General features: G+C 54.4%; 19 protein-coding genes. 9 read left to right on the top strand and 10 right to left on the bottom strand.

The features are described 5' to 3' along the window. The first annotated feature begins 37 nt into the window (after positions 1-37). From treZ to glgX, 3 genes are all read left to right on the top strand, one after another. Positions 38-1,825, top strand: coding sequence for a malto-oligosyltrehalose trehalohydrolase (treZ, locus tag FY046_RS12520; RefSeq protein WP_446186107.1), 1,788 nt, complete (start codon positions 38-40; stop codon positions 1,823-1,825). Next, complete coding sequence (treY, locus tag FY046_RS12515) at positions 1,822-4,356, top strand: malto-oligosyltrehalose synthase (protein ID WP_446186106.1); 2,535 nt, start codon at positions 1,822-1,824, stop codon at positions 4,354-4,356. Before treZ ends, treY begins: the two co-directional genes overlap by 4 nt. 63 nt (positions 4,357-4,419) lie before the next feature. Beyond that, complete coding sequence (gene glgX, locus FY046_RS12510) at positions 4,420-6,495, top strand: glycogen debranching protein GlgX (protein ID WP_446186105.1); 2,076 nt, start codon at positions 4,420-4,422, stop codon at positions 6,493-6,495. Positions 6,496-6,530: 35 nt separating this feature from the next. Here the strand turns inward: glgX and FY046_RS12505 are convergent, their stop codons facing one another. Then, positions 6,531-6,740, bottom strand: coding sequence for a glycine zipper 2TM domain-containing protein (locus FY046_RS12505; RefSeq protein ID WP_133846571.1), 210 nt, complete (start codon positions 6,738-6,740; stop codon positions 6,531-6,533). Between the two features lie 427 nt (positions 6,741-7,167). Between FY046_RS12505 and FY046_RS12500 the strand changes: the two genes are divergently transcribed. Continuing rightward, positions 7,168-9,063: a beta-glucoside-specific PTS transporter subunit IIABC gene (locus FY046_RS12500; protein ID WP_133846572.1), complete on the top strand. Its 1,896-nt coding sequence runs from the start codon at positions 7,168-7,170 to the stop codon at positions 9,061-9,063. 353 nt (positions 9,064-9,416) lie between these two features. Here FY046_RS12500 and FY046_RS12495 read toward each other — a convergent pair whose 3' ends face one another. From FY046_RS12495 to FY046_RS12475, 5 genes are all read right to left on the bottom strand, one after another. Next, on the bottom strand, positions 9,417-9,749 hold the full coding sequence (locus FY046_RS12495; protein WP_446186104.1) for a hypothetical protein: 333 nt from the start codon (positions 9,747-9,749) through the stop codon (positions 9,417-9,419). Positions 9,750-9,849: 100 nt separating this feature from the next. Then, positions 9,850-10,233: a hypothetical protein gene (locus tag FY046_RS12490; RefSeq protein ID WP_446186103.1), complete on the bottom strand. Its 384-nt coding sequence runs from the start codon at positions 10,231-10,233 to the stop codon at positions 9,850-9,852. Then, on the bottom strand, positions 10,230-10,844 hold the full coding sequence (locus FY046_RS12485; RefSeq protein WP_167863964.1) for a peptidoglycan recognition protein family protein: 615 nt from the start codon (positions 10,842-10,844) through the stop codon (positions 10,230-10,232). Before FY046_RS12485 ends, FY046_RS12490 begins: the two co-directional genes overlap by 4 nt. A 22-nt stretch (positions 10,845-10,866) precedes the next feature. Further along, positions 10,867-11,349: an Hcp family type VI secretion system effector gene (locus FY046_RS12480; protein ID WP_446186102.1), complete on the bottom strand. Its 483-nt coding sequence runs from the start codon at positions 11,347-11,349 to the stop codon at positions 10,867-10,869. Positions 11,350-11,518: 169 nt separating this feature from the next. Beyond that, entirely contained in the window at positions 11,519-12,445 is a 927-nt protein-coding gene (locus tag FY046_RS12475; RefSeq protein ID WP_446186101.1) for a DMT family transporter, read from the bottom strand. A 137-nt stretch (positions 12,446-12,582) separates the two neighbouring features. Here FY046_RS12475 and FY046_RS12470 point away from each other — a divergent pair, with 137 nt between their 5' ends. The 3 genes from FY046_RS12470 (at position 12,583) to FY046_RS12460 (ending at position 17,366) form a co-directional block, all read left to right on the top strand. Continuing rightward, positions 12,583-13,077 (top strand): Lrp/AsnC family transcriptional regulator, encoded by a 495-nt coding sequence (locus FY046_RS12470; RefSeq protein WP_159336675.1) that lies wholly within the window; start codon positions 12,583-12,585, stop codon positions 13,075-13,077. A gap of 320 nt (positions 13,078-13,397) precedes the next feature. Then, complete coding sequence (fhuE, locus tag FY046_RS12465; RefSeq protein WP_167864008.1) at positions 13,398-15,548, top strand: ferric-rhodotorulic acid/ferric-coprogen receptor FhuE; 2,151 nt, start codon at positions 13,398-13,400, stop codon at positions 15,546-15,548. Positions 15,549-16,109: 561 nt separating this feature from the next. After that, positions 16,110-17,366: an SfnB family sulfur acquisition oxidoreductase gene (locus FY046_RS12460; protein ID WP_420361208.1), complete on the top strand. Its 1,257-nt coding sequence runs from the start codon at positions 16,110-16,112 to the stop codon at positions 17,364-17,366. Between the two features lie 448 nt (positions 17,367-17,814). On the opposite strand, the gene FY046_RS12455 is transcribed toward FY046_RS12460, so the two are convergent. The 3 genes from FY046_RS12455 to FY046_RS12445 are packed head-to-tail and all read right to left on the bottom strand — an operon-like array spanning position 17,815 to position 23,539. After that, entirely contained in the window at positions 17,815-19,287 is a 1,473-nt protein-coding gene (locus FY046_RS12455; RefSeq protein ID WP_167863969.1) for an MFS transporter, read from the bottom strand. Between the two features lies 1 nt (position 19,288). Next, complete coding sequence (locus FY046_RS12450; RefSeq protein ID WP_446186100.1) at positions 19,289-22,405, bottom strand: multidrug efflux RND transporter permease subunit; 3,117 nt, start codon at positions 22,403-22,405, stop codon at positions 19,289-19,291. A 30-nt stretch (positions 22,406-22,435) separates the two neighbouring features. Continuing rightward, positions 22,436-23,539, bottom strand: coding sequence for an efflux RND transporter periplasmic adaptor subunit (locus tag FY046_RS12445; protein WP_446186099.1), 1,104 nt, complete (start codon positions 23,537-23,539; stop codon positions 22,436-22,438). Positions 23,540-23,675: 136 nt separating this feature from the next. Here FY046_RS12445 and FY046_RS12440 point away from each other — a divergent pair, with 136 nt between their 5' ends. After that, positions 23,676-24,371, top strand: coding sequence for a response regulator (locus FY046_RS12440; protein WP_167863970.1), 696 nt, complete (start codon positions 23,676-23,678; stop codon positions 24,369-24,371). A 1-nt stretch (position 24,372) separates the two neighbouring features. Next, positions 24,373-25,425: an ATP-binding protein gene (locus FY046_RS12435; protein ID WP_167863971.1), complete on the top strand. Its 1,053-nt coding sequence runs from the start codon at positions 24,373-24,375 to the stop codon at positions 25,423-25,425. Positions 25,426-25,468: 43 nt separating this feature from the next. Here FY046_RS12435 and FY046_RS12430 read toward each other — a convergent pair whose 3' ends face one another. Beyond that, complete coding sequence (locus FY046_RS12430) at positions 25,469-26,128, bottom strand: DUF2931 family protein (RefSeq protein WP_167863972.1); 660 nt, start codon at positions 26,126-26,128, stop codon at positions 25,469-25,471. Positions 26,129-26,134: the final 6 nt, after the last annotated feature.

The following is a 26,134-nucleotide window of genomic DNA, read 5'->3' as shown; positions in this document are numbered from 1 at the left end:
AGCGATCCCCGAGCGCTGGATAAAACGAGGACAGTGAATGGAAACCCGATCATATTTAAAACATTGGGGCGCCGAGTATGTGGCCACCGATACCGTTCGTTTTCGCCTCTGGGCCACGGGCCAGAACAAGGTCAAACTCCGGCTCTCCGGTAAAGAAACGGACATGCAGCCCACGGGAAACGGCTGGTTTGAGCAGCTGGTCAGCGGCGTATTACCCGGTGCGGAGTATCAGTTTGTACTTGCCGATGGCATGACGGTGCCGGACCCCGCTTCCCGCGCGCAGCGTGATGATGTCGATGGCCCTTCGCTGGTGATCGACCCCACCGCTTACGTCTGGCAGAACACCCAGTGGTCAGGACGGCGCTGGGAAGAAACCGTGATCTATGAGCTGCATATCGGCACCTTTACGCCGCAGGGCACATTCCAGGCGGCGGCAGAAAAACTCCCTTACCTGGCGGAGCTGGGCATCACGATGATCGAAGTGCTGCCGGTGGCGCAGTTTGGTGGCCGTCGTGGCTGGGGTTATGACGGCGTTCTGCTGTATGCGCCCCACGCCGCCTACGGCACACCGGATGATTTTAAAGCCTTTATCGATGCGGCGCACGGTTACGGCATCTCGGTGGTGCTGGATATTGTGCTGAATCATTTTGGTCCGCAGGGGAATTATCTGCCGCTGCTGTCCCCCGACTTCTTCCACCCGGAGCGGATGACACCCTGGGGAGCGGGTATCGCCCATGATGTCGAGGCCGTGCGTCAGTATATTGCAGAAGCACCGCTTTACTGGTTGCGGGAGTTTAACCTCGATGGCCTGCGTTTCGATGCCATCGACCAGATTGAAGACACCACCGACCCCCATATCCTGATTGAGATTGCCCAACGCATCCGCGCTGAACTGCCTGAGCGGTCGATCCATCTGACGACCGAAGACTGCCGTAACGTGATTTTCCTGCATCCACGCGACGCTGACGGCAACGCCCCGCTGTTTAACGGTGAATGGAATGATGACTTCCATAATGCGATCCATGTGTTCGCCACCGGGGAAACCCATGCCTATTACCAGGACTTTGCCGACCACCCAGAAAAAGGCGTGGCGCGGGCGCTGACGGAGGGCTTTGTCTATCAGGGTGAGGTTGCCGTTCAGTCTGGCGAAGCGCGCGGCGTCGACAGTCGCGGTCAGCCCCCTGCGGCGTTTGTTGATTTTATCCAGAATCATGATCAGGTGGGCAACCGCGCGCAAGGCGACAGGCTGATCACCCTGACCGGGGCCGACCGTAACAAAGTGCTGCTGGCCACACTGCTGCTCTCACCGCATATCCCGCTGCTGCTGATGGGCGAAGAGTATGGCGAGACCAACCCGTTCCTGTTCTTTACTGATTTTCATGGCGATCTGGCGCGGGCCGTACGCGAAGGGCGAGCCAGAGAGTTCGAAGGCCACGCGGGGCATGAAGGGGAAGTCGTCCCCGATCCGAACGCGGAAACCACCTTCACCCGTTCTAAGCTCGACTGGCATAAGCCTGACAGCGCAGAGGGCAAAGCCTGGCTGGCGCTGACCAGACAGCTGCTGACACTGCGTCAAAACGTTATCGTGCCGCTGCTGGGGACTGCGGGCGGTCATGCAGGCCAGGTGCTGAAGACCGCACCGGGGTTTGTGGCCGTCAGCTGGACCTTCCCCCGGGGCCAGTTATCCATTGCTCTGAACATCGGTGACTCAACGCAGCCACTGCCCGCGCTGCCCGGCAAAACGATTTTCGCCTGGCCGGCTGATACGCAGGGTCTGCCACAGCACGCCATCGTGGTTCGTCTTCTGCCAGGAGAGGAAAAATGACCATTCCAACTGCCACATGGCGTATTCAGTTTCGTAACGGCATGACATTTGATCGCGCTGCCAGCCTCGTGCCCTACCTGAAACAGCTGGGGATCAGTCATCTCTATGCTTCCCCAATTTTTACGGCGACCGCCGGGTCAACTCACGGCTATGACGTCACGGATGCCAATGAGATCGACCCGTCGATTGGCGGCCGCGCGGGGTTTGACCGTCTGGTCAGCGCGCTGAAAAATGCCGGGCTGGGACTGATCCTCGACATCGTGCCGAACCATATGGCGGCCTCGCTGGAAAATGCCTGGTGGCGCGATGTGGTTGAACACGGTGAGGCAAGCCGCTACGCGCGACATTTTGATATCGACTGGTCCCGCCGTTTGACGCTGCCGTTCCTGGGCGATGCCTTTGAGACGGCGCTGGATAACAATGAGATCACGGTGCAAGCCGATCCCGACAGCGGTAAACCCGCGCTGGCGTATTACGACACCTTCTACCCGCTGAAACCGGAAACCTGGCAGGAATGCGAAGCCGATGTACTGGCACTCACCGATCGGTCGGAGATTGCGGCACTCCACCAGCGTCAGCCTTGGCGGTTGATGTGCTGGCGTGATGCGGCCAATGAACTTTCCTACCGCCGTTTCTTTGAAATCACCGGACTGGTGGGAATGCGGGTTGAGGATCGCGGCGTGTTTGATGATACCCACCGTTTGATCCTCGAACTGGTCCATTCCGGTGCCGTTGACGGGCTGCGGGTTGACCATGTTGACGGGCTGGCAAACCCTCAGGCGTATCTGACGCGTCTGCGCCAGCAGGCAGGCCCGGACTGCTATATCACCGTAGAGAAAATCCTTGGCAAAGATGAACAGCTGCCGAGCGACTGGCCGGTTTCCGGCACCACCGGCTATGAGTTTATGGCAGCGCTCTCCGATGCGCTGGTCGATGGCAGTCAAATCAGCGCCCTGCGCAAAATCTACAATGATGTGCTGGATAAGCCAGTGAATATGGCCGCCGAACTGCGAGAAGCAAAGCGGCTGATGGTGGATAAGAACTTTGCCGGTGAGTTCAGCACGCTGCTGACCCTCGCCGGTGATATTGCCGCAGAGGAAAATGCACTGTTGCCGGAGAACAATCTGCGGCAGGCGTTGCGCGAACTGCTGATTGCCTTCCCGGTGTACCGCACTTACGGCACGGAAAACGGATTGCCTGCGGCCGATAGCGAATTATTGCAACAGGTGGCAAACCACGTCAAAAACCGTACCGATGCCCCTGACCCGGCCGCACTTAATCTGATTCTTCGCATTCTCACCGGCGATATCCCGGCACACACGCGTCAGCAGGCCACCACGTTCCGCATCCGTTTCCAGCAACTGACTGGCCCGCTGATGGCGAAATCGGTCGAAGATACCCTGTTCTTCCGCCAGCACATGTCGCTGGCGCTGAATGAGGTTGGCGCGGAACCGCTGCCGCGTGCCTTCTCGCTTGACCGCTTTCACGCAGAGATGAAAGTGCGTCTTGCACGCCAGCCGGATGCCCTTTCCGGCACCACCACGCATGATACCAAACGCGGCGAAGATGCCCGGGCACGGCTTTATACGCTCTCCGAGGCCCCGGCACACTGGGCGGCGTGCGTGGCGCGCTGGTGCGAGATGAACCGCAGCTGCGTGGTGACGCTTGACGATGGCCTGGCGCCAAAACCCTCTGTCGAGTGGATGCTCTACCAGGCGCTGGCCGGTGTCTGGCCTGCTACGCTTCAGCCCCGGGATCATGCCGGGCTGGCGGCGCTGGAAGAGCGTTTTCTCGCCTATGTGCAAAAAGCACTGCGCGAAGCGAAGCAGCGTACCAACTGGACTGCCGTAAACGATGACTACGAGAATGCGGTGCTCGACTATGCGCGTCACCTGCTCTCACCGGCTAATACCGACTTTTTACATGATTTCTCCGCCTCGCTGCAACCGTTTATCCAGGCCGGGCTGGTGAACAGTCTTACCCAGACGGTGATGAAACTGACTGCGCCAGGCGTACCGGATATTTACCAGGGCAGTGAAACGCTCGATTTCAGCCTGATCGATCCGGATAACCGCCGGGAGCCGGACTTCGCCAGGCTGCAACAGATGCTGACGGCACACAAAACGCCGCTGGATAGCGACCCGGCGCACTGGCTGAGCGGCCAGCTCAACCAGCATGTGATCGCCAGCCTGCTACAGCTGCGTCAGGCCCGTCCGGCACTGTTTCGTCATGGCGATTATCTGCCGCTGAGTGCACAAGGCCCGCGCGAAGACCATCTGATCCTGTTCGCCCGACTGGACAGTACCCATGCGCTGATGGTGATTGCCCCGCGTCTGGCGCTGAAGCTGCCGGATAACGCCGGAGAATCTGATCAGACGGCGCCTTCTGCCTCGACCACCATCGCGCTGACGGCACCGCTTTCCCACCGTCGCTACCGTAATATCCTCAGCGGGGAAGTGATGTTTGTGACCGATCAGATCACGCTGCCCGCCACAGACACGGGTTTACCGCTGATACTCAGCAGTGAATAGCACCCAGAAAAGTGAATAACAGACGCTACCGCTTACCATTTGCCAAGGGATGAAAAGAACGCTATGTCGAACGCAACACCTTATGTCATCGAAGCCGGGTTAAGCCACCAGCTGGGGGCCAATTTTGATGGTGAAGGGGTGAATTTCGCCCTCTTCTCCGCGCACGCTGAGCGCGTTGAGCTGTGCCTCTATGACCCCAGCGGACAGCAGGAGATCGCCAGGCTGGAACTGCCGGAATACACCCATGAAGTGTGGCATGGCTATGTGCGGGGGCTCCAACCGGGTGCACTCTACGGCTACCGTGTTTATGGTCCCTATGAACCGGAGAACGGACATCGTTTTAACCCGCATAAGCTGCTGATCGACCCGTATGCCCGTGAACTGTCAGGGGATATTGAGTGGAATGAGGCGCACTTTGCTTACGATTTGTATGATGATGAGAAGGACCTGACCTTTGATACCCGGGACAGCGGCCCGTATACCCCCAAATGCCGGGTTATCGATCCGGATGAATTCCTCTGGCATGATGAAAATCGCCCGGTGGTCCCCTGGTCAACCACCGTGATCTACGAAGCGCACGTCAAAGGCTTTACCCAGCTGAACAGCGCGGTACCTGAAGCGCTGCGCGGCACCTATGAAGGCATGGGCCATCCGGCCGTCGTGGATTACATCAAAAGCCTTGGCGTGACGTCAGTTGAATTGCTGCCAGTCCACTGGTTCCCGGACGATCAGCACCTGCTGGACAAAGGGCTGAAGAACTTCTGGGGCTATAATTCGCTCGCGTTCTTCTCTCCGGCTTCGCGCTACTTTGGCCCTAACGGCATTCAGGGTTTCCGCGATATGGTGCGCGCCTTCCACGATGCCGGGATCGAGGTGATCCTCGACGTGGTGTATAACCACACGGCAGAAGGTAACGAACTCGGCCCGACACTGTCCTTTAAAGGCATTGATAACTTCTCTTACTACCGCACCTTGCCGGATCAGCACCGTTATTACATCAACGACACCGGCACCGGCAATACGGTCAACACCTCACATCCCCGGGTATTACAGATGGTAATGGATTCCCTGCGTTACTGGGCAGAATCGATGCATATCGACGGTTTTCGCTTCGATCTGGGCACTATTTTGGGCCGTGAACCGGGTGGCTTCGATCCCCGCGGCGGTTTCTTCGATGCCATCATGCAGGACCCGGTGTTGTCGCGTCTGAAGCTGATTGGCGAGCCCTGGGATATTGGCCCTGGCGGCTATCAGGTTGGCGCTTTTCCACCCGGCTGGGCGGAATGGAACGATAAATACCGTGACACGGTGCGGGAATACTGGAAGGGAGACAATGTCTCAACCGAGTTCGCGGCTCGTTTGCTGGGCTCAGGCGACCTCTACGATCAGCGCGGGCGTCGTCCCTGGGAGAGCGTCAACTTCATCACCGCCCACGACGGTTTTACGCTGAATGACCTGGTGTCGTACGACAACAAACATAACGACGCCAACGGCGAGGACAACAACGATGGTCATAATGATAACCGCTCCTGGCATTACGGTGTCGAAGGACCAACGGAAGATGAAGGGATCAACGCGATACGTGAACGTCAGAAGCGTAACTTTCTTGCCACCCTGTTGTTCTCCCACGGGACACCGATGCTGCTGGCGGGTGATGAATTTGGTCGCAGCCAGCGCGGCAACAATAACGGCTACTGCCAGGACAACGACATCTCCTGGATTAACTGGGACGATGTACCGGAAAGCGGCGAAATGCTGCGTGAATTTACCCGCCAGCTGATCGCCCTGCGCACCGCTCAGCCTTTACTGCGGCGTGAAAGCTGGCGCGATAATATGGATATCAAGTGGTTTAATGCAGGCGGTGGTTTTCAGCAGCCGGAACAGTGGGATGAAGGTTCAACGCTCGGCGTCTATATTGGCCGGGCAGACCTGACGGAGGAGGAGGGCATCTGGCATGACGTGCTGATGTTGTTTAACCCATTTGAGGGCAATGTGCCCTTCCTGATCCCGCAGTTTGGCGAAGGTGGCTGGGTACTGGAACTCTGCACATCGGACAGAGCCACACCCGGCCAGGTGATTACCAAAGAGAAAAATGTCGAGCTGGAAGGTCGCAGCATTGCCCTGTATCGCAGGCCTTAATCGTACGCTTTCTTATCGGGTTAGCGCAGGTCAGCTTAACGGCTGACCTGATGCCCAATTACACCACCGATGGCTGCGCCGCCCAGTGTTCCCCAGGTGCTGCCTCCGGTCAGGACCGCACCACCCACCGCCCCCACACCCGCACCAATAGCGGTGTTTCTGCCACGATGAGACATGCCACAGGCCGTTACTGAAAGAGTCACCAGCAAAACAATGGCAATAGTACCGCTGCGTTTTAACAACATAAAAACCTCATTACCATTACGCATAATGGAAGGCAAAAAGTTAACGTTTTATTGTTCTTTTCCATCCCCTGGAAGAACCACTGCTCCTTTGCTGCAGAATATAGGCCTTGTTGTTGACCTCGGGCAGGTAAAAATTCTTATAAAATGGCACTATTTTTTGCCGCCCCTGACACCCCGCCAGCCACTGCTACAAGCGACCTGTACGCGATTTAACCTCTGCATTCGTGATGATGCATAAGCCCCCCTTCAGCGTTTTCACCGTGGTTTAGCTCTCACATCCACTGCCCTGTAGCCCGAAATGAAACCCTGTGAAACAGCTCACGCTCTGATATGAAACCGGTTGCAGAAATCGGTTTCACTGATAGCATCAAATCAGTTTCACCCTCTGTTACATAACCAGCTACCCATAATAAAAAGGTCTGACAATATGGCAGTTATCAGGGATTACAATAAGTTAGCAACTGATATTCTTCACGAGGTCGGCGGTGAAAATAATATCAATACCTTCTCGCGCTGTGCGACCCGTTTGCGTCTGGTACTAAATGAAACGCCGGATGGCGCTAAGGCGAAAGTCCAGAGCCTGCCGGGCGTCATCGCCGTGGTTGAGAGCGGTGGACAGTTTCAGGTGGTGATCGGCACCCACGTGGCCGATGTGTTCAATGCCCTCTCGTCACTGATTGGCGAGCAGCACGCCGGCGGCACCGCTAAACAGAAAACGCGTGTGCTGGATGCCGTCATCGGTACCATGTCGGCGGTGTTCGCGCCCATCGTTTATATTCTTGCTGCCGCCGGTATTCTTCAGGGGATCTTAATTGTCGTCGGCCTGATTGATGCGGATATTAAAACCTCCGGCACCTTTGCCATCTTCAACTTTATGTCGTGGACACCGTTTGCCTTCCTGCCGGTGTTTATTGCGATTACCGCGGCCAGACACTTCAAATGTAATCCGTTTATCGCCGTGCTCTGCTGTTGCGCCCTGATTAACCCGGAATGGACATCCATGGCAGGCCGGATTGCCGGGGGCGAAACCATCAGTTTCCTGTTTATCCCGCTGGCCAAAACCGTGTATACCTCATCGGTATTACCGCCGCTGTTCCTTGTCTGGGCGCTCTCCTGGCTTGAAAAACGCGTTGAGAAAATCCTGCCGGAGGTGATCAGCGCCCTGTTCACACCGCTGATCTGCTTCGTGGTGATTGTGCCCCTGACGCTGATTGTGATTGGCCCGATCACCACCTGGGCGGCGATGGGCATTGCCAGTGGTTATAACGCCCTGTTTGCCTTTGCCCCTGCCGTTGCGGCTGCCGTTATTGGCGGTGTCTGGCAGATTATTGTGATCTTCGGCGTTCACTGGGGCATTACGCCGGTGATAATGGCGAACTTCGATACACAGGGTTATGACTCCTTCCAGGCCTACCAGACGATTGCGGTGATCGGTCAGATGGCCGCCGTGTTTGGTGTGTTCCTGAAAACGCGTAACCGGGCGCTGAAAGCGACCTCCTTATCTGCCGGTGTCACTGCGATTTTCGGTATCACCGAACCGGCTATCTACGGTGTGACGCTGCGTTTCAAAAAACCGTTTATCTGCGGCTGTATTGGTGGCGCCATTGGTGCCGTCGTGGCCAGTATGTTTGGCTCGCTCTACTACGCGTATGCTGCATTGCCGGGTCTGTTTACCCTCGTCAATGCCATCAGCCCCGATGCCCCGATGTCGTTTATTGGTGAACTGGCGGGCAGCGCCACAGCCATTATCCTGACGATTGTCATGGTGCAGTTTGTCGGCTTTGAAGATCCGATTGATGAAGAAATCCTGAGTGAAAAAAGTCAGCAGGCTCCTGCTGCGACTGCAACTACCGCTACCGCGGCTCCGGCACAGAACCTGGCACTATTCAGCCCGCTGTCGGGTACGGCAATCGCGCTGGAAAGTGTTAACGATGAAACGTTTGCCGGAAAAATGCTGGGTGACGGCATCGCCATCAGCCCGAGTGAAGGCCAGGTGGTGGCACCGTGTGATGCCGTGGTGGCCACGTTGATTGATTCTCATCATGCTATCGGGCTTCTCTGTGATAACGGTGCCGAGCTACTGATCCACGTGGGCCTGAACACCGTTAACCTGCAGGGCAAGCACTTCCACCCGCTGGTGAAAGAAGGTGACAGGGTCACGGCCGGGACGCCGCTGCTGACATTTGATAAGGCCGAAATCGAAGCGGCGGGTTACGACCTCACTACCCCGGTGCTGGTGGTTAACAGCGACGACTATCAGCTGGATAAACATCAGTCCCAGGGCGTTATTAAGCCACTGACACCGTTGATGACCCTCTCCTGATGACATAAAAACCCCGGCGTGCCGCGCAATGGCACGCCGGGGTTTCAACCTCTTCTTCCACCGCTGATTGCCAACACCCCGGGTATTCTGCTGGGGCTGATTACTTTTAGTACCGGGTTGTAATGTTTTTATGTCTGCGATATCTCCAGTTTTTAGTCGCTGGCTATTTAGTGTAAGGTCCGGGTCCAGTTTGACCACGCCGGAGCGGCAAAAGACGCATCCCTGCGGGCCTCGGCACGCGACGTCCTGTCGCGTGACGTCCGGCTTACCTCAAACTGGCCCCATCCCCTCAGAAAATGTACTTGCGGTGGGTTCTTATATCCCGAGATATTGAGACAGGATGTTTACAATTTTCATTCGTCCTCCCATGCGTTATCCAGATAAAGAAACGACTTTCTCTTCCCAAAATTATTTTTATCTTGAAAAGTGACGCCACCAAGACCACTGGAGTGCAACCCCCAGGTCCCATAGGACCCATCTTTGAAAGTCACAGTACCTGATGCTACACAAGGAGAATAATGTTCATGAAGCCACTCGCCGATATAATCAGCTTCTTCAGCCTTAGCAAAGTAATTAATGAGTTGCTCTTTAGTTGGATTGAAAAGTCTGCACCATTTAGAATACCCCTGAGTATCTTTAAAACTAGTAGTAAAGTGACCACCTACTAATGTTTCAATATGTTCCACCTCCCTACCCGCATGGATGAATAAGGGCAAAAAAATCAGGAGATAGAGTAAATTTTGTTTTATTCCCATTTTTATGTGTTCGCTTTAAAGAATGTTAATCTCACCACTTATTATCAGTATAAAGAAACGATCTTTCTTTTCCGTAATTTTCTTTATCTTTAAACGTGACACCACCAAGACCACTGGAGTGCAACCCCCATGTCCCATATGATCCATCTTTGAAAGTTACGGTGCCAGATGCTATGCAAGGGGTGTAATACTCATGAAGCCATTCACCGCTATAATCGGCCTCTTCAGCCTTAGAAAAGTAATTAATGAGTTGTTCTGTCGTGGGATTGAAAAGCTGACACCACTTAGCATACCCATCTTTATCTTCAGCAAGTCCATCATAATGACCACTCTCAATCACCTCAATATGTTCTACTTGCCTGGCCTGAATAACCAGCGAAGAAGATAATAAAACAAAAATCAATGTTATTTTCATTCCCATTTTGCTGTGCTCGCTTCGGTTGTGTTTTTCCTTCCAATATCAGGATGTCGGTGAACCTCAGTCATGGGCACTTGAAATTGACGAGTCAGCTCTGACACCAGCCATTTAAGGGATCGATTTTGTTCATCAGTGACAGATTCGAAAACTTTTTTATTCTCAGGCCCAACAGCCATTCCAACGATTTCAATGCCTATACTGTCAGTATTATTTGGGAACCGGTCAGGGAAGTTCTTCCCTCTCTCTATATTGGATATTTCTTGAGAAATCTCTCTTTCCCAAAATCTTTGGGTATGTAATGCCAATAAGCGCACTTCAGTCGGTTGGCATACTTTCTGTAAAAAACATTTTGACTGCACCAGACCAACATGCCAGGTCATTTTGAATAACGAAGCCGTTTGATAAACCTTGCCATCCTTGTCGATCAAAAAATGTGCACCGTTGGCCGATTTGTTGCCATAACTGTTAAAGGTGCTTTGAGCTGTCGGACTGGCAGTTTGATGCACCACAATACCATTAACGCTATCGAGAACCCCTCTCTCAATCGTTTTAAATATTTTTCGCTCAATGCGATCATCATAAATATAACCATCTTCATCGATATACATTTTATACTCCTTTATAAATGTACTAAATAATCGCGTTAGCTTTAATGTCATAACCCATCGCTACCACACCCAGTTTATTTCCTTCTGCGCTCTGTGGTACGTATTCTAATTTCACTCTTGAAAAACTGAGGCCGACTCTTTCTATCGGCATTGGCATGTGGTTCATACCCATCGGCTCTACGCTGGTAATAATCAGCTCTTGCAGGGTTATTGTTAAGAAGTCTAATGGAGAACCACCGGCTTTTCTGACGGTCAGAATAGCCTCCGGGATATGTTTTCCCGCAAGGAAATATTGAATGAGAGTGGTCGAGGATTTATCAATGTAATGTTTGAAATATAAATCGTGTACGGTTGATTTTCCCGAACCTCCGCCACTTCCCGAGTGCATATTCGCTGGCTGAGCGACTGACCAGTTCCATCTTAAAACCTCAATTTCCCCTTTATGAGAATGATCGAGTGATTCGCCCTCAATACCATTGATTTTGATAAACATATCCTGAGCCATACATCCTCCTTGTGGTGGGCATCCGGTTATAACGTGAATCTTTCCTCTGTTTGGGTGCTGCGCGCATAACCTGACAGGCCCCATAACGAAATGGGGACCCTATCAGTTATCTGTGGCAACGTCAGTCATGGTTTTGCCTGGAATATCAGAAGTTCTGGTGCGATCGCATTCAGGAGTGCGGTCGGGTTTTCCCGGCGGAAAAGGCGGTCATACTCACCCCGGCGAACACCAGAGCCAGACCTGTCATAAACAGCCCTGATAGCGAGGTACCCAGAAAGACCACCGATGCCAGCGCGCCAATCAATGGTACGCCCAGCGTAAAGCTGGACATGGCAAACACGCTGATGCGCCGCCCGTGTTCAGACGAGATGACAAAGCAGACTGAGGTGGCAACCGGGCCAATAAAGAACAGCAGCCAGAGAAGGCCGGAGCTGAAATGGATCGCCTCAACGGGGCCATCAAGTAAACTGGCAAAGAAAATCAGTGGAATGGTGGCAATCAGCATTTGCCAGGGGGCCAGTGATAGCGGCGTTGCCGTCCACTTATGGTGCTTCACATGGATAATCACCAGTGACCACGAGATGGCACCGGTAATCAGAAACGCACAGCCCATCACGGCGCCAGGTGCGGACCAGTTCATTTCCAGCGGAGAGCAGATCAGCCCGATACCCACCAGCCCGGTTAACAGCGCAATGATCTGAATGAAAGATGGCGTATGGCGCAACAGCAGCCAGGAAGAGAGGATCCCCCACAGCGGCGTGGTATACGCCAGCAGTACTGCATGGCTGGTATCAGTGTATTGCATGGCGATCATCCCTAATCCGGTGAAGACCACCATCTGGAAAATGCCGATGCTAAGGATCACGGGCATATCGCTTTTGGCCGGCAGTTTCAGCTCTTTTTTAACCGCGACAAACAGAAACAGACAGGCTCCGGCGCTGCCGAAACGGATCGCCGCAAGCCATAACGGCGGCACATCGTTAAGCGCCATCTTGGTGGCAGGCCAGCTAAGCCCCCATAAAACCACCATCACCAGCAGCCACAAAACCGTGGTTTTCATTGAATGCTGCCCGGCATTCTGTACGGCTGTTTTCACGTTACTCATCATCATCACTCACTGTGCATCGATGTGATGATTTTATTTTCCCGTTACAGGAAAAGCTGTTCTAATTACCCGCCATAACGCTGAAAAAAGAAACGGTTTCCGTCAAAAACACAATTTGCAGGTAAAATATGCCCCAACACACGATTGAACTGGATGAAACCAGTCTGCGCATACTGGATCTGTTGCAGCAAAATGCGGATATCAGCAACGCTGAGTTGGCGGAACGCGTGGGCCTGTCCACCTCCCCCTGCTGGCGCAGAGTCACGGAAATGAAGGAAAAAGGCGTATTAAGAGGCGCGGTGATGCTGGCCGATCCACTGAGCCTTGGCCTGGCGGTGAACGTCTTTGTGCATGTCTCGCTGAAGCAGCAGGATAAAGTGTCACTGCGGCATTTCACCGATGCCATCAGCGAACGCCCGGAGGTCATGGAGTGCTATCTGATGACCGGGGAGTCGGATTTTCTGCTGCGGGTGGTGGTGGAAAATCTGCAAAAATATCAGTTGCTGATGATGGATTGCCTGACGCAGATAGAGAGCGTATCCAGTATTCGTTCCAGCTTCGCTTTAAGCCAGGTGAAATACACCACCGCCCTGCCAACGCAACATCTCAAGGCCTTACGCTAGCCTTATCGTACTATTTTTCAGCGCCTGATTCCTGAAGGCGCTGATAATCCTCGCCACACTCAATTTCTCCAAAAATTTAACTCACTGATTATAAAGTAAAATCATATTTTGTTTCATGTGACGACATAATATTAACAATGATCCCATAAAAGAAAATGATTATCATAATCATTAGTATTGAACTTTAGCTGCGCCACCCTGACTTGGGGCCATCTGGCCCGTGACTGACCGATAAAAAAATGGCCACGCTTTTTGTTATTCCCTATTTCGCACAAGGAAAAACCATGTCTTCCCGCACCTTCTCATCCCACACCAGGGGAATGGGCTCGCCTCTGCGCGTGCCGGGCCAAAAAACGACGTTGTCCGTTTCACTGCTGGCGCTGATGATCCATGCGCTGGTTAACCCGGCCATGGCGCAGGAAGCCGCCTCCCCGCAGGAAATGGTGGTGGATGCCACGGCAGATGACACCGCCGCCAGCGAGAAGCAGGATTACACGGTCAAAACCACCCGCGCCGGCACCAAAATGCTGATGACCCCGCGCGATGTCCCGCAGTCATTAAGCGTCGTCACCGAGCAGCGGATGCTGGATCAGAATCTGCAAACCGTGGGCGAGGTGCTGGATAACACCACCGGGATCGCCACCCAGCTGGTCGATAGCGAACGCTCCTCCTACTTCTCTCGCGGTTTCCAGATCACCAATTACACCTTCGATGATATCCCTACGTCAGCGGCAGATAACTGGAACTACGGCGATGCCGGAGAAGACACCGCCATCTATGACCGCATCGAAGTCGTGCGCGGTGCAACCGGGCTGATGAGCGGTGCGGGCAGCCCGTCGGCGTCGGTCAATATGGTACGCAAACATGCCGACAGCAAGACCGTGACCGGCAATCTGAGCGCCAGCTATGGCCGCTGGAACACCCAGCGTTACGTGGCCGACCTCTCTGCCCCGCTGAATGAAGAAGGCACCGTGCGTGGCCGCGTTATCGCCGGTTATCAGGATCAGGACGGCTGGCTGGATCGCTACCATAAAAGCAAAAAGTTCCTCTACGGCGTGCTGGATGCCGATGTGACCGACAACACCACGGTGTCGCTCGGCTACGACTATCAGGAGAGCAACACCGGCAACCCGACCTGGGGTGGATTGCCGACCTGGTACAGCAACGGTTCGCGCACCCATTACAGCCGCAACCTCAATCCGTCAGCTGACTGGACGCGTTACAGCCTCGACTCGCGTAAGGTTTTTGCCAACGTCAAACATGACTTTGATAATGGCTGGACCTTCCGCGTCAATGCCACGCACGCTGAGCAGACTTTTGCTGACAAGCTGCTGTATGTGATGGAGTTCCCCGATGCAGTGACCGGGACCGGGGTCAGCGGCTATGGCAGTCTGGATCGCGGTAAGCGCACGCAGGAATCCATTGATACCTATGCCAGCGGTCCGTTTGAACTGCTGGGGCGTAACCATGAGTTGATGGCAGGCGTCAGCTACAGCCGCCAGCATAACCAGACCTACAGCGTGGACGGTGCGCTGGATTATGCGCAGATGGGCAGTTTTGATAATAACTGGAACGGCAACGTTCAGGAGCCCGAATGGGGTGACTGGTATCTGAATGCCGATGACGTGATCCGCCAGAAATCGGCCTACACCGCCGCGCGCTTCTCGCTGGCCGACCCACTGTCGCTGATCCTCGGCGCACGTTACACCCAGTGGAGCACCGTTGGCAGCAGTGGCAACATGAACAAAAATAACATCACGCCATACGGTGGCCTGGTGTATGACATCGATGATACCTGGTCGGCTTACGCCAGCTACACCTCGATCTTCCAGCCACAGACCTACCGCAGTACTGATGGTGCTTATCTGTCGCCAGTGACCGGGAAAAACTATGAAACCGGCCTGAAGTCTGACTGGTTTGATGGGCGTCTGACCGCCACCTTTGCGGTATTCCGTATTGAGCAGGAGAACGTGGGTCAGGAACTCAGCGGCACGTTTGTGAATGGCTCCAGCGAGCAGGCGTATGTTGCGGCTAAAGGCGCGGTCAGTAAAGGCGCGGAGTTTGAGCTGAACGGTGCCGTCACCGACAACCTGCAAATGACCTTCGGGGCAACGCGCTATGTGGCGCGAGATACCTCCGGCCGTTTCAACAGCAATATGCCGCAGACCTCATTTAAACTCTTCTCCCGCTATCGTTTACCGATGTTGCAGGACCTGACCATCGGCGGCGGGCTTAACTGGCAGAACCGCACCTTCCAGGATGCCACCGGCCCGGATGGTGAAGTGCAGCGCGTCTACCAGGGCAGCTATCCACTGGCCAACCTGTTTGCCCGCTACCAGTTCACCAAACAATTGGCGGTACAGGCCAACGTCGATAACCTCTTTGACCGCTCTTATTACTCATGGGGCAGCGATTATGTGGTTTACGGCGAACCGCGTAGCTACTCGGTCAACCTGTCGTACGCCTTCTGATAAAAAAAGCCCCGGCACGATGCCGGGGCTGATCATACAGACAAAGGCGATTACTGCATAAATGAGAACTGCGTGGTGATACTGGAAGAGATTGGCTGACGCGGTTGATCAGTTTTTTTTAGAGAAAAAAATCCTGACAGTACCGACTGCAACGATGGTTAAAAGACTACTTAAAAACCAATAATCCGGCACAACAAAATAGTAAAAAACAAACAAGAAAATAACCACCATATTCACGATCAAATCAGACGCTGTATCCTTTATGAAATATAACAATGCTTTCATTTTTATTTATTTCCTTTTTAGCTACTGTCAAACTATCACAAACCAAATAACCAATAAAAAACAAAGAGTAAAATCATAAAATATCCAATAACGTTGGCGATAAAACTCAACTGTCGCCTTAAACTACGCTATTCCCGTTTCCCAACCCGCGCCTTATCAGCGCGGTAACAATCGATGCGATGAATCCTTATAACCGACGTGAACACAGTGTGACAGGATGGAGTTATCCGCGCCAATGCGCCCTGTCACCGTCATTAAGGAGTGCCTGTGTCTGCTATCGAATCCCTGGCTGAAGCCACTGAATTTTATGTTAACTCCCCGGAACACTTCGATCCGCTGCCGCGACCGTCACAGCCTGCGAATATCATTACCAGTGATGCTGAAGCGATTGCTGTCGCGGAACGGCTGGCGCAGCAGTTTGCACCGGGGGCTGCCCGCCGCGACCGTGACGGTATTTTACCGGTGGCCGAGCTGGACGCGTTCTCCCAAAGCGGCCTGTGGGGCATCAATATCCCGCGGGAATACGGCGGCGCGGGTGTTTCCTATGCCACGGTTGCGAAGGTGATTGCCATTATCTCCGCTGCCGACTCGGCGCTGGGGCAGATCCCGCAAAATCATCTGGCGGGTGTTGCCCATCTGCTGGAGGACGGAACGGAAAGCCAGAAGCAGACGCTGCTGGCCGGCGTGTTATCGGGACTACGCTGGGGCAACGCGTTTTCCGAAAAAGGCACCGCCACGGTGGCCGATTTCAAAACAACAGTGCGTCCGCATAACGGTGAACTGGTGGTGAATGGCGAGAAGTTCTACGCCACGGGCGCGTTGCTGGCGCATCTGGTGCATACCGTGGCGGTAGATGAAGAAGGTCGCGCCAATCTGGTGGTACTGGATCGCGATGCTGCGGGCCTGACAGTGATCAACAACTGGTCGAGCTTTGGCCAGCGCACTACTGCGTCCGGCACCGTGCTGCTGGACAATGTTCATGCACCGCAGGAACGACTGATTCCCGTCTGGCAGGCATTTGAACGCCCAACTGCCGCTGGCCCGATTTCTCAAATTATTCAGGCGGCGGTGGATACGGGGATTGCACGCGGTACGCTGGCCGATACACTGGCCTTTGTGCGCGAGAAATCACGCCCGTGGATCGACAGCGGCCAGGAACGCGCCAGCGATGATCCCTTTACCATTGCTGCCATCGGCGACCTGCAAATCCGTCTGCATGCCGCCGAAGCGCTGCTGTGGCGCGCCGGAGAGCTGATCGACGTTGCTGTCACCACACCCAGTGAAGAAACGGTGGCCGCCGCTACCGTCGCCACAGCCGAAGCCAAAGTGCTGTCCACCGAGATCGCCATTCTTGCGGGTAACAAGCTGTTTGAACTGGCAGGCACGCGCTCCACGCTGGCGGAATATCAGCTTGACCGCCACTGGCGCAATGCCCGCACGCACACGCTGCACGATCCAGTGCGCTGGAAGTATTTCCATGTCGGGAACTACTATCTGAACGGCGTTAACCCACCACGCCATGCGTGGAGTTAATGCAGAAAAAAGCCCGCATCAGCGCTGAGGTATCCCCACAAAAATGAATGGCTTCCCGTCTGGCGTCAGGTCCGGGGCCAGTTTGAGCACGCCGGAGCGGCAAAAGACGCATCCCTGCGGGCCTCGGCACGCGACGTCCTGTCGCGTGACGTCCGGCTTACCTCAAACTGGCCCCATCCCCGCAGAATCGTTGCTCGCTGTGGATTTTAAAACCGCAACAGCATGACGCTCTCTGTGCATTGGTTAGGGTTTTGACCTGGATTTTGACGTTGAGGCGGCATTCAGCAGCGCTGAGGAAGCACAGTGAACCAGGACGGTCGATAAAATAATCGAAATTAATCATGTTGATCACTCCCTGTGAGATGTCTCAGCTGGGATGCCATCATACGCGACACTTAAAATCATGCCTATTGCCGATGCTGCGTGTTCAAACTGGCTTCAGCCTTTGTCACACCGTTTTACGGGTATACATCGCCAGCACCCCGCCTGTGAGAAGCAATGCAACAATCGATGTACCGATCACCGAAACAAAGCCACGGCTAAAGGCCGCTTCGGCCAGATTCAGCAACACGCGCCCTTCCGCAGGTATCAGCGATCCGGCGGCAATTAACGCACCATCAATGCTGTCCTGTGCCAACGCGGGCAGATGCGGAATGGCAGACATATCATACGAATACAGCGCGGCCAGAATCCCGCCGAGAATGGTAATACCGATTGCGCCACCGAACTCAAACGCCACGCCCTCAATCGATGCTGCCGTCCCTGAGCTGTTTTCCGGTGAGTTGAGGATGATCGCGGTCGATGCCGCCGTCATCGCGCCACCAAGTCCGGCGCCGGTCAGCGCCAGGGCTGCGACCGTCATCCACAAGGCGGCATCATACACCATCAGGTAAACCGCCAGGCCCGCCGCAGAGAGCAGCAAGGAATACTGAATCGCCCGGAGTGAGCCTATATGCGGCACCAGCCATCCTACCGCAGGCCCGGCAATAAAGGAGGCGAGCGGCAGCGGCAAAATAAACAGCCCGGCCAGTAAAGGCGACATAGACAGCACCAGTTGCAGCCGCTGCGTCACGGCCAGTTCAACGCCGATGACGCAGGCAATCGACACCATTGCGGCGATCACACCCGCCGTAAAGAACCGGTTGCTAAACAACGCCAGATCGAGCATTGGGCTGGCTGAGCGCTGCTGTTTTCTGACAAACAGCAGCGTCATCATCACCCCGATTACCCCGGCGATCACCGCAATGCTGAGCTGCGGTGACGGCTTGCTGAACTCCTTCATGGCATAAATCAGCCCGGTGAGGCCCGCCATAATCTGAACGGCAGCGGTCAGACTGAATACCCGGGTGTGGTCGCCCGGTATCGGCGGGATCAGTTTCAGCGAAAACAGCAGCACCAGAACCACAATCGGGACGTTGATCAGAAAAACCGATCCCCACCAGAAATACTCCAGCAGCAGCCCACCAATCACCGGACCGAGCGCCGCCCCGCCGGAAGCCACCGCGGCCCAGATGCCAATCGCCAGTGAGCGCTCGGCGGGATCGTCAAAGGCTCTGCGCACAATCGTCATGGTTGCGGGCATCATCATCGCCGCCCCGACAGCCAGCAGCGCACGAGAGGCAATCAGCATCTCAGCGGAAACGGAAAATGCCGCCGCCAGCGAGGCGATGCCAAAAATGACCAGCCCGAGAATGAAGAAGCAGCGTGCGCCAATACGGTCATTCAGCACGCCCATGCTGATCAACAAACCTGCCATCGTCAGCGGATAGGCATTAACGATCCACAGCTTCTGCGTCGCCGTTGCCTGAAGATCATGGGTCAGGCGCGGCAGCGCGGTATAAAGCACGGTCATATCAATGACCACCAGTAATAAAGCGCTGGAGATCACCGCCAGGATTACCCAGCGAAATGAGGAAGACATATCAACTTTCCTTGTGGGTTATACGATGGTGACTAAAGCGGCCAACCACATTCATCACGCTGAAATAGAACAGCGGAACAAAGAATATCGCCAGCAGCGTGCCGCTGATCATGCCGCCAAACACGCCGGTCCCGATGGCGTGCTGGGTTTCGGCGCTCGCGCCGCTGGCGATCATCAGCGGTACCACGCCCAGCGTGAATGCCAGTGACGTCATCAGGATCGGACGCAAACGCATCCTGGCCGCTTCCAGCGTCGCTTCTACCAGACTTTTGCCATTGTCATGCAGCTGTTTGGCGAACTCGACGATAAGAATGGCGTTCTTCGCCGACAGCCCAATGATGGTGATCATCCCCACCTTAAAAAACACATCGTTCGGCATATCACGCAATATAACCGCCAGCACCGCACCCAACAGGCCTAACGGTACTACCAGCATCACGGAGATGGGAATGGACCAGCTCTCGTAAAGCGCGGCCAGTATCAGGAATATCACCAGCATCGACAGCGCCATCAGCATCGGCGCTTCAGAGGCGGACTGCTGTTCCTGCAGTGACAGCTCGGTCCATTCCACCGCGAAGCCATCAGGCAGTTCTGTTGCCAGACGCTCCATCTCTTTCATCGCATCACCACTAGAGTAACCCGCGGCGGCGCTGCCGGTGATTTTCACCGCCTGATAACCCTGATAACGCACCATTTGCAGCGGTGAGGTTTCCCATTTCGCCTGCACAAATTCGGACAGCGGCACCATGCCGTTGTTAGCGTTACGCACATTCAGCTTCAGAATATCGTTCAGCTCCATACGGAACGGCGCATCGGCCTGAATGATCACCTGCTGCATCCGGTCGCCGTTCGGGAAGTCATTCACATACAGTGAACCCGTCGCCCCTGAAATCGTCTGGCTGATATCGTCAAACGACACGCCCAGCGCAAAGGCTTTTTGTCGGTCAATATGCAGGTTGATCACCTGGCCTTCAGGCAGACCATCAACGTAAACGCCCTGCACCACCTTGCTGCCTGCGGCCATTGCCAGCAGCTGGTTCTGTGCATCTTTCAGTGCCGCATAGCCTTTACCCGCGCGATCTTCCAGGCGCATGGCGAAGCCCGATGAGTTACCCAACTCGTCGATGGCTGGCGGCATCAGGCTGTAGACCTCACCTTCAGGGATATCGTGCAGGGTTGCCAGAACATGACGGGCTTCGGCAGCGGCGGTGGCTCCTTCGCGTTTATCCCAGCCCTTAAGCGTGGTAAAAGCCAGCGCGGAGTTCGGGCCAGAACCGGCAAAGCTGAAGCCCATAACGGCCAGGTTAGTATCAATGCCCGGGCGCGCCAGCACGGTTTTTTCAAAGGATTTCACCACCTCTAACGTCCGCTCACTTGTCGCATCTGATGGCAACTGAATCGACGTCAGAAAGTAGCCCTGATCCTCTTCCGGCAGAAACGACGAAGGCACGCTGCGCATCGCGAAGAACAACACCACGCAGAGCACAGCATACAGCAGTAAACTCCGGCCCGTCCGCTTCAGCATACGACTGACGCCCTTCTCATAGCGTTCGGTCATGGCGCTGAACTTACGGTTAAACCAGCCAAAGAAACCTTTTTTCTCGTGATGCCCTTTTTTCACCGGCTTCAGCAAGGTGGTACAGAGTGCAGGCGTCAGGCTCAACGCCAGGAACGCTGAGAACAGAATTGAAACGGCCATCGACAAGGTGAACTGCCGGTAAATTGCCCCTACCGAACCGCTGGCCATCGCCATTGGGATAAACACGGCGCTCAGAACCAGCGTAATCCCGACGACTGCACCCGTGATCTCCTTCATCGCTTTCTCGGTGGCTTCTTTGGGCGGCAACCCCTCTTCTGCCATGATACGTTCCACGTTCTCCACTACCACGATGGCGTCATCGACGATAATACCGATCGCCAGCACCATGCCGAACATGGTCAGTACGTTGATCGAGAATCCCGACATCAGCATCACGGTAAACGTCCCGAGTAACGCAATGGGCGCCACAATGGCGGGAATAAAGGTGTAGCGCACATTTTGCAGAAACAGATACATCACCAGGAACACCAGCACCATCGCTTCAATAAAGGTATAAATCACCTTCTCGATGGAGACTTTCACAAACGGCGTGGTATCAAACGGGATGCTGTACTTCATCCCGGCTGGCATGGCTTTGCTCAGCTCTTCCAGCCGTGCTTTCACCTCTCCGGCAGTGCGCAAGGCGTTTGCGCCAGGTGCCAGCTGAATCGCTGCTCCGGTAGAGACGCGCCCATTTTCCCTTGTGGAGAAACCAGAGGTTTGTGGGCCCAGCTCAATCCGTGCGACATCAGACAGCGACACGCGTGAACCATCCAGATTTGCCCGTAGCGTAATGCGCCCAAACTCCTCCGGCGTGCCGAGCTGGCCCTGCACCGTCATCGGGTAAGTTACGCGCTGGCCTGTAACTGCGGGATCATCCCCAATTCGGCCCGGTGAGATCTGTACGTTTTCAGCGCTGATAGCCTGACTGATATCCCTGACGGTCAGGTGGTACTGAGTCAGTTTTACCGGGTCCAGCCAGATGCGCATCGCCTTTTCCGCGCCAAACAGCTGAACGCGCCCCACGCCGCCAATACGCCGCAGTTCCTCAGACATATTGCGCGAGAAGTAATCGCTGAGATCGCCTTCAGTGATATTGCCCTGTTCTGAGGACAGGCCGACGATCATCAGAAAGCCTGACGATGCCGCCTCAACGTTAAGCCCGTTTTGCCGTACCACCTGCGGCAGGCGCGGCTCCACGATTTTAATGCGGTTCTGCACATCCACCTGCGCCAGCTCTGGATCGGTGCCCGGCTGGAAGGTCACGGTGATCGTCGCCTGGCCGCTGGTATCCGCTGATGACTCAAAATAGAGCAGGTTTTTCACCGACGAGAGTTCACGCTCGATCAACGCGACCACGTTATTGTTCATCGTCTCCGGGGTTGATCCCGGATAACTGGCATAGATACTGACACTTGGCGGTGCCACCGATGGATAGCGTGCGATCGGAAGCTTGGGGATCGCCAGCAGCCCGAACAGGATGATAAACACGGCGATAACCCAGGCAAAAACCGGGCGATGGATAAAGAACTGTGGCATAGAATATCCTGGATAAAATGAAGCGCAGCCTTAAGGGTTTGTTTTCTTATCACCGGCATTTACCGGCATCCCTTCCTGCAATTTTCCGCCGCCCTGGGTTATCAGGCGGTCCCCGGCCTTCAGCCCGGCGCGCACAAAATAGTGGCCGCTCAGAGTTTCGCCAAGCCGGATATTGACCACTTTCGCCTTGCCGCCGTCATCCAGCCAGACCTGCGTAGCATCGCCATTGCGCACCAGGGCTTCCTGCGGGATCACCACACCTTCAGCCGCCAGCTGCCGGGAAATTTTGGCCTGAACGTACATGCCCGGTAGCAGCGTGTGCTGCGGGTTATCCACCTCGAGACGCATCACCACATCACCGGTTCCGGTATCCACGCTGACGCCCGTAAACAGAATGCGTGCACTGTTGCTGAACGGCTCACCGGACGCAGAAAGAATGTCCGCCCGAACGGGCGCGGTGGCAGGTAATGTCTGTATGGCCGAGGCTGGCTGGCGCACGTCGACATACACACGATCGATTTGCTGCACCATCGCCATTGCCTGACTGTCGCTGCTACTGACCAATGCCCCTTCCGTGACGAAGTTCTGATCGATGCGCCCGCCTATCGGTGCCTTAACGGTGGCATAGGACAAATCCAGCTGTTTACGCGCCAGCACCGCGCGGGTTTCAGACACAGTGGCCTTTGCCTGAGCGGCATTTGAGGCAGCATCTTCATGATCCTGTTGGCTGATAGCCCCGCTGCCGTGCAGTTTTTGCAACCGGGCAGCACGCGCCAGCAGCTGGCGATAACTGGCTTCGGCTTTTTCCACTGCCGCCGCTGCGCTGTTAACGTCAGCCTTGAACGGCGCCGGGTCGATCTGAAACAGTGCCTGGCCTGGTGTGATTTCACTGCCCTGACTGAAGTGCATCGCCGTAATAATGCCGCTAACCTGTGGGCGAATTTGCGCGGTGCGAAATGCCGTTACGCGACCTGCAAAAGCCTGTTCCTGCATAACGGGCTGCAGTACCAGCGTTTCAACCGTCACCGCTACTGGAGGTATTTCGTTGGCCGTTGTTTCTGTCGGCGCATCGCAGCCCGACAGGAGATAAAACATCGGTATCAATGATAATCTTGCTATGCTTTTGGTAAACATACCGGCCGTTTTCCTGATATTTTTAACGTTAACTTATGTGTTAACGTAATAATAATGGTCGTAAGTTGAGGCTGCGTGGAGGTTATGTGGAGATTGTGTGGAGAGGGAATGAGATGACACAAAAAGCGGAACAGAAATGAAGAATATTAAAATTTTGCTCGCTGAAGACGAGGAAGATATTGCCGAGATCCTTTTTGCTTACCTGCAAAAAGAAAGCTTTACCATTATTCATGCCGCTAACGGGCGTGAAGCACTGGAACGTTATTTTGAGGATCGGCCTGACTTTGTCATCCTGGATATTAAAATGCCATTTATTGATGGCTGGCAGGTACTTAACGATATCCGTAAAGACTCAGATGTCCCCGTGATGATGCTGACCGCACTGGATGCTGATGTGGATAAAATTCATGCACTGAGAGTCGGCGCCGATGATTACATCGTTAAACCTTTTAATCCGGCAGAAGTGGTGGCAAGAATTCACGTGATATTACGCCGCCTGCCCTTCTACAGTAATAATAAAAACCAACATATCTACAGCAGTAAAAATATTGATATTGATACGGTTAATCATCTGGTGAAAATAAAAAGTAGCGGTACAGAAATGGGTAATAGGCTGACCTCAACGGAATTTAAAATCCTGATGCATTTGATCCGTTATCCGAAGCGTGTATTTACCCGCCGGGAATTGCTGGAACATTGCCTGCCAGAAGGTGAAGCCAGTGAGCGCACCGTTGACAGCCACATCAGCAAACTGCGTAAAAAGATTGAGCAGGCCGGGCTGTCTTCTGTTCCTGAGAGCATTCGCGGCTTCGGCTACCGGCTGGGAGATTAAGATGGCAAAGCCAGGCATCCGTTACCAGCTGTTTATCCTGACCTCGAAAGTGGCTGTCAGCACGCTGGTGCTGCTGTCGGTGGTTTACAGCGTCTATATCGGCATTTTTTATGATGGCAAAGATGAGATCAGCTGGATCCCTTCCTCGCATGACTGGATCCTGACGCTGATCTCCGGCGTATTATCCGCCGCGGTGGCGCTCTATTTTGTCTGGGGCTTTGCCAAACGCGTGATTATTCCGCTGAATGCGGTTGCGCACAGTGCGCGCCAGGTGGCTGAAGGCAATCTGAGCATCCGCGCAGAACACAGCACCTCCGAAATACGCGAAACTGCGCTGCTAATCGATGATTTCAATTCGATGGCGGAGAAGCTGGAAGTGATGTCGCATGAGATGAAAAAGTGGAACGCGGCCATTGCCCATGAACTGCGCACCCCGGTCACCGTATTGCAGGGGCGTATCCAGGGAATGATGGAAGGTATTTTTGACCGCGACGATCGGCAGTTCGCTATCTTACTCCGTCAGACGGAAGGATTATCGCGAATGATCGACGATCTTCGGGTACTCAGCCTCTCCGACAGCGGCCAGCTCTATCTCTACCGGGAAACGCTGCATCTGAAGGAAATACTGACGTCATCCGTCGATTCCTTCCGCGACAAGCTGAAACAGCGCGGGCTGGAGCCGGTAATTGAAGCCGAAGATATTGTCTGTTTTGTCGATGAAGTGCGCCTGCGTCAGGTGCTCTTCGCGCTGCTCAGCAATGTCAGTAAATATGCGGTTCCGGGCGTGGTAATGATCACCTGCCGCCCCTCCAGTGATGCCATTGTGCTGACGGTGGAAGATGAAGGCCCCGGTATTGGTTATGCCGATCAGGACGCAGTATTTGACGCCTTTTTCCGTGCAGAAAACGACCGGGTGCAAAAGCCCGATGGTTCCGGCCTTGGCCTGGCAGTGGTGTATGCCATTGCCCGAGCGCACGGTGGCACCGCACGCTGCCTGCCCAGCCGACTGGGCGGAACCTGTATGCAGATTACGCTTCCGGGTGGTGGGAAATAGGGATGCAGACTAAAGAACTCAATTCCCTTGCCTCAAGCAGGCATTACCACTTGCCGTAAGGGTATTTCTTTCCTTTGATAAAATCTTTTATGTCCTGGTCATATCCATAAGAAAAATCGCTCTTAGTGATTCCTTTGCAAATATCTAATTTATCCCCGGATAACGTTTTCAGGACAGAGGGCTTTATACGATAGTTATGTTCGAAACGGATACCATTTACCCAGACGGCCACCTTTCCTCCTGGGGCCAGCCCCATCTGTACACTGTCGTAATACGCAGCCTTACCAAGATAGTCCTTGTGTACGCTGGGTTTACGCATTTTATCCACCACATCCCAGGGAAAAGTCAGATGAGTTTCATAGACCTTTTTATCAATCACTGAATCCCAGCAAAAAATAATATGCTTGGGAGGTTTTTCAACATGATTCCAGTAACCATTGAGCGCCCGCGCACTGTCGTTCCACTCACCCACCACGTCATGTAATGGCTGCGTGCTGTCCAGGGTATTAAAGCGATAAACAGTACCAGCCGCATCCTGTACCACAACAAACGTCACCAACGCGGGTAGGTATATGGGCGTGAAAAAGTTAAATTTCCACTCCGTTGGTTCCGTGTTGTGAGCCGCCTTGTTGGTCTGACCTGCTCCCTGGCAGGCAGTCAGGATCAATAGCGAAAGCAGCCCTGCGATACGTTTTATTTCCATATTGTG

The sequence above is a fragment of the Erwinia sp. 1181_3 genome (genome assembly GCF_052824965.1).
Note: the sequence above shows the minus strand (reverse complement) of the source record. Positions and strands in the feature narration are given on the sequence as shown.

Excerpts from the sequence above, each read along its gene's own strand:
- treZ (WP_446186107.1), top strand. The coding sequence starts at position 38 with ATGGAAACCCGATCATATTTAAAACATTGGGGCGCCGAGTATGTGGCC.
- treY (WP_446186106.1), top strand. The coding sequence starts at position 1,822 with ATGACCATTCCAACTGCCACATGGCGTATTCAGTTTCGTAACGGCATG.
- glgX (WP_446186105.1), top strand. The coding sequence starts at position 4,420 with ATGTCGAACGCAACACCTTATGTCATCGAAGCCGGGTTAAGCCACCAG.
- FY046_RS12505 (WP_133846571.1), bottom strand. The coding sequence starts at position 6,740 with ATGTTGTTAAAACGCAGCGGTACTATTGCCATTGTTTTGCTGGTGACT.
- FY046_RS12500 (WP_133846572.1), top strand. The coding sequence starts at position 7,168 with ATGGCAGTTATCAGGGATTACAATAAGTTAGCAACTGATATTCTTCAC.
- FY046_RS12490 (WP_446186103.1), bottom strand. The coding sequence starts at position 10,233 with ATGAAAATAACATTGATTTTTGTTTTATTATCTTCTTCGCTGGTTATT.
- FY046_RS12485 (WP_167863964.1), bottom strand. The coding sequence starts at position 10,844 with ATGTATATCGATGAAGATGGTTATATTTATGATGATCGCATTGAGCGA.
- FY046_RS12480 (WP_446186102.1), bottom strand. The coding sequence starts at position 11,349 with ATGGCTCAGGATATGTTTATCAAAATCAATGGTATTGAGGGCGAATCA.
- FY046_RS12470 (WP_159336675.1), top strand. The coding sequence starts at position 12,583 with ATGCCCCAACACACGATTGAACTGGATGAAACCAGTCTGCGCATACTG.
- fhuE (WP_167864008.1), top strand. The coding sequence starts at position 13,398 with ATGGGCTCGCCTCTGCGCGTGCCGGGCCAAAAAACGACGTTGTCCGTT.
- FY046_RS12455 (WP_167863969.1), bottom strand. The coding sequence starts at position 19,287 with ATGTCTTCCTCATTTCGCTGGGTAATCCTGGCGGTGATCTCCAGCGCT.
- FY046_RS12450 (WP_446186100.1), bottom strand. The coding sequence starts at position 22,405 with ATGCCACAGTTCTTTATCCATCGCCCGGTTTTTGCCTGGGTTATCGCC.
- FY046_RS12445 (WP_446186099.1), bottom strand. The coding sequence starts at position 23,539 with ATGTTTACCAAAAGCATAGCAAGATTATCATTGATACCGATGTTTTAT.
- FY046_RS12440 (WP_167863970.1), top strand. The coding sequence starts at position 23,676 with ATGAAGAATATTAAAATTTTGCTCGCTGAAGACGAGGAAGATATTGCC.
- FY046_RS12435 (WP_167863971.1), top strand. The coding sequence starts at position 24,373 with ATGGCAAAGCCAGGCATCCGTTACCAGCTGTTTATCCTGACCTCGAAA.
- FY046_RS12430 (WP_167863972.1), bottom strand. The coding sequence starts at position 26,128 with ATGGAAATAAAACGTATCGCAGGGCTGCTTTCGCTATTGATCCTGACT.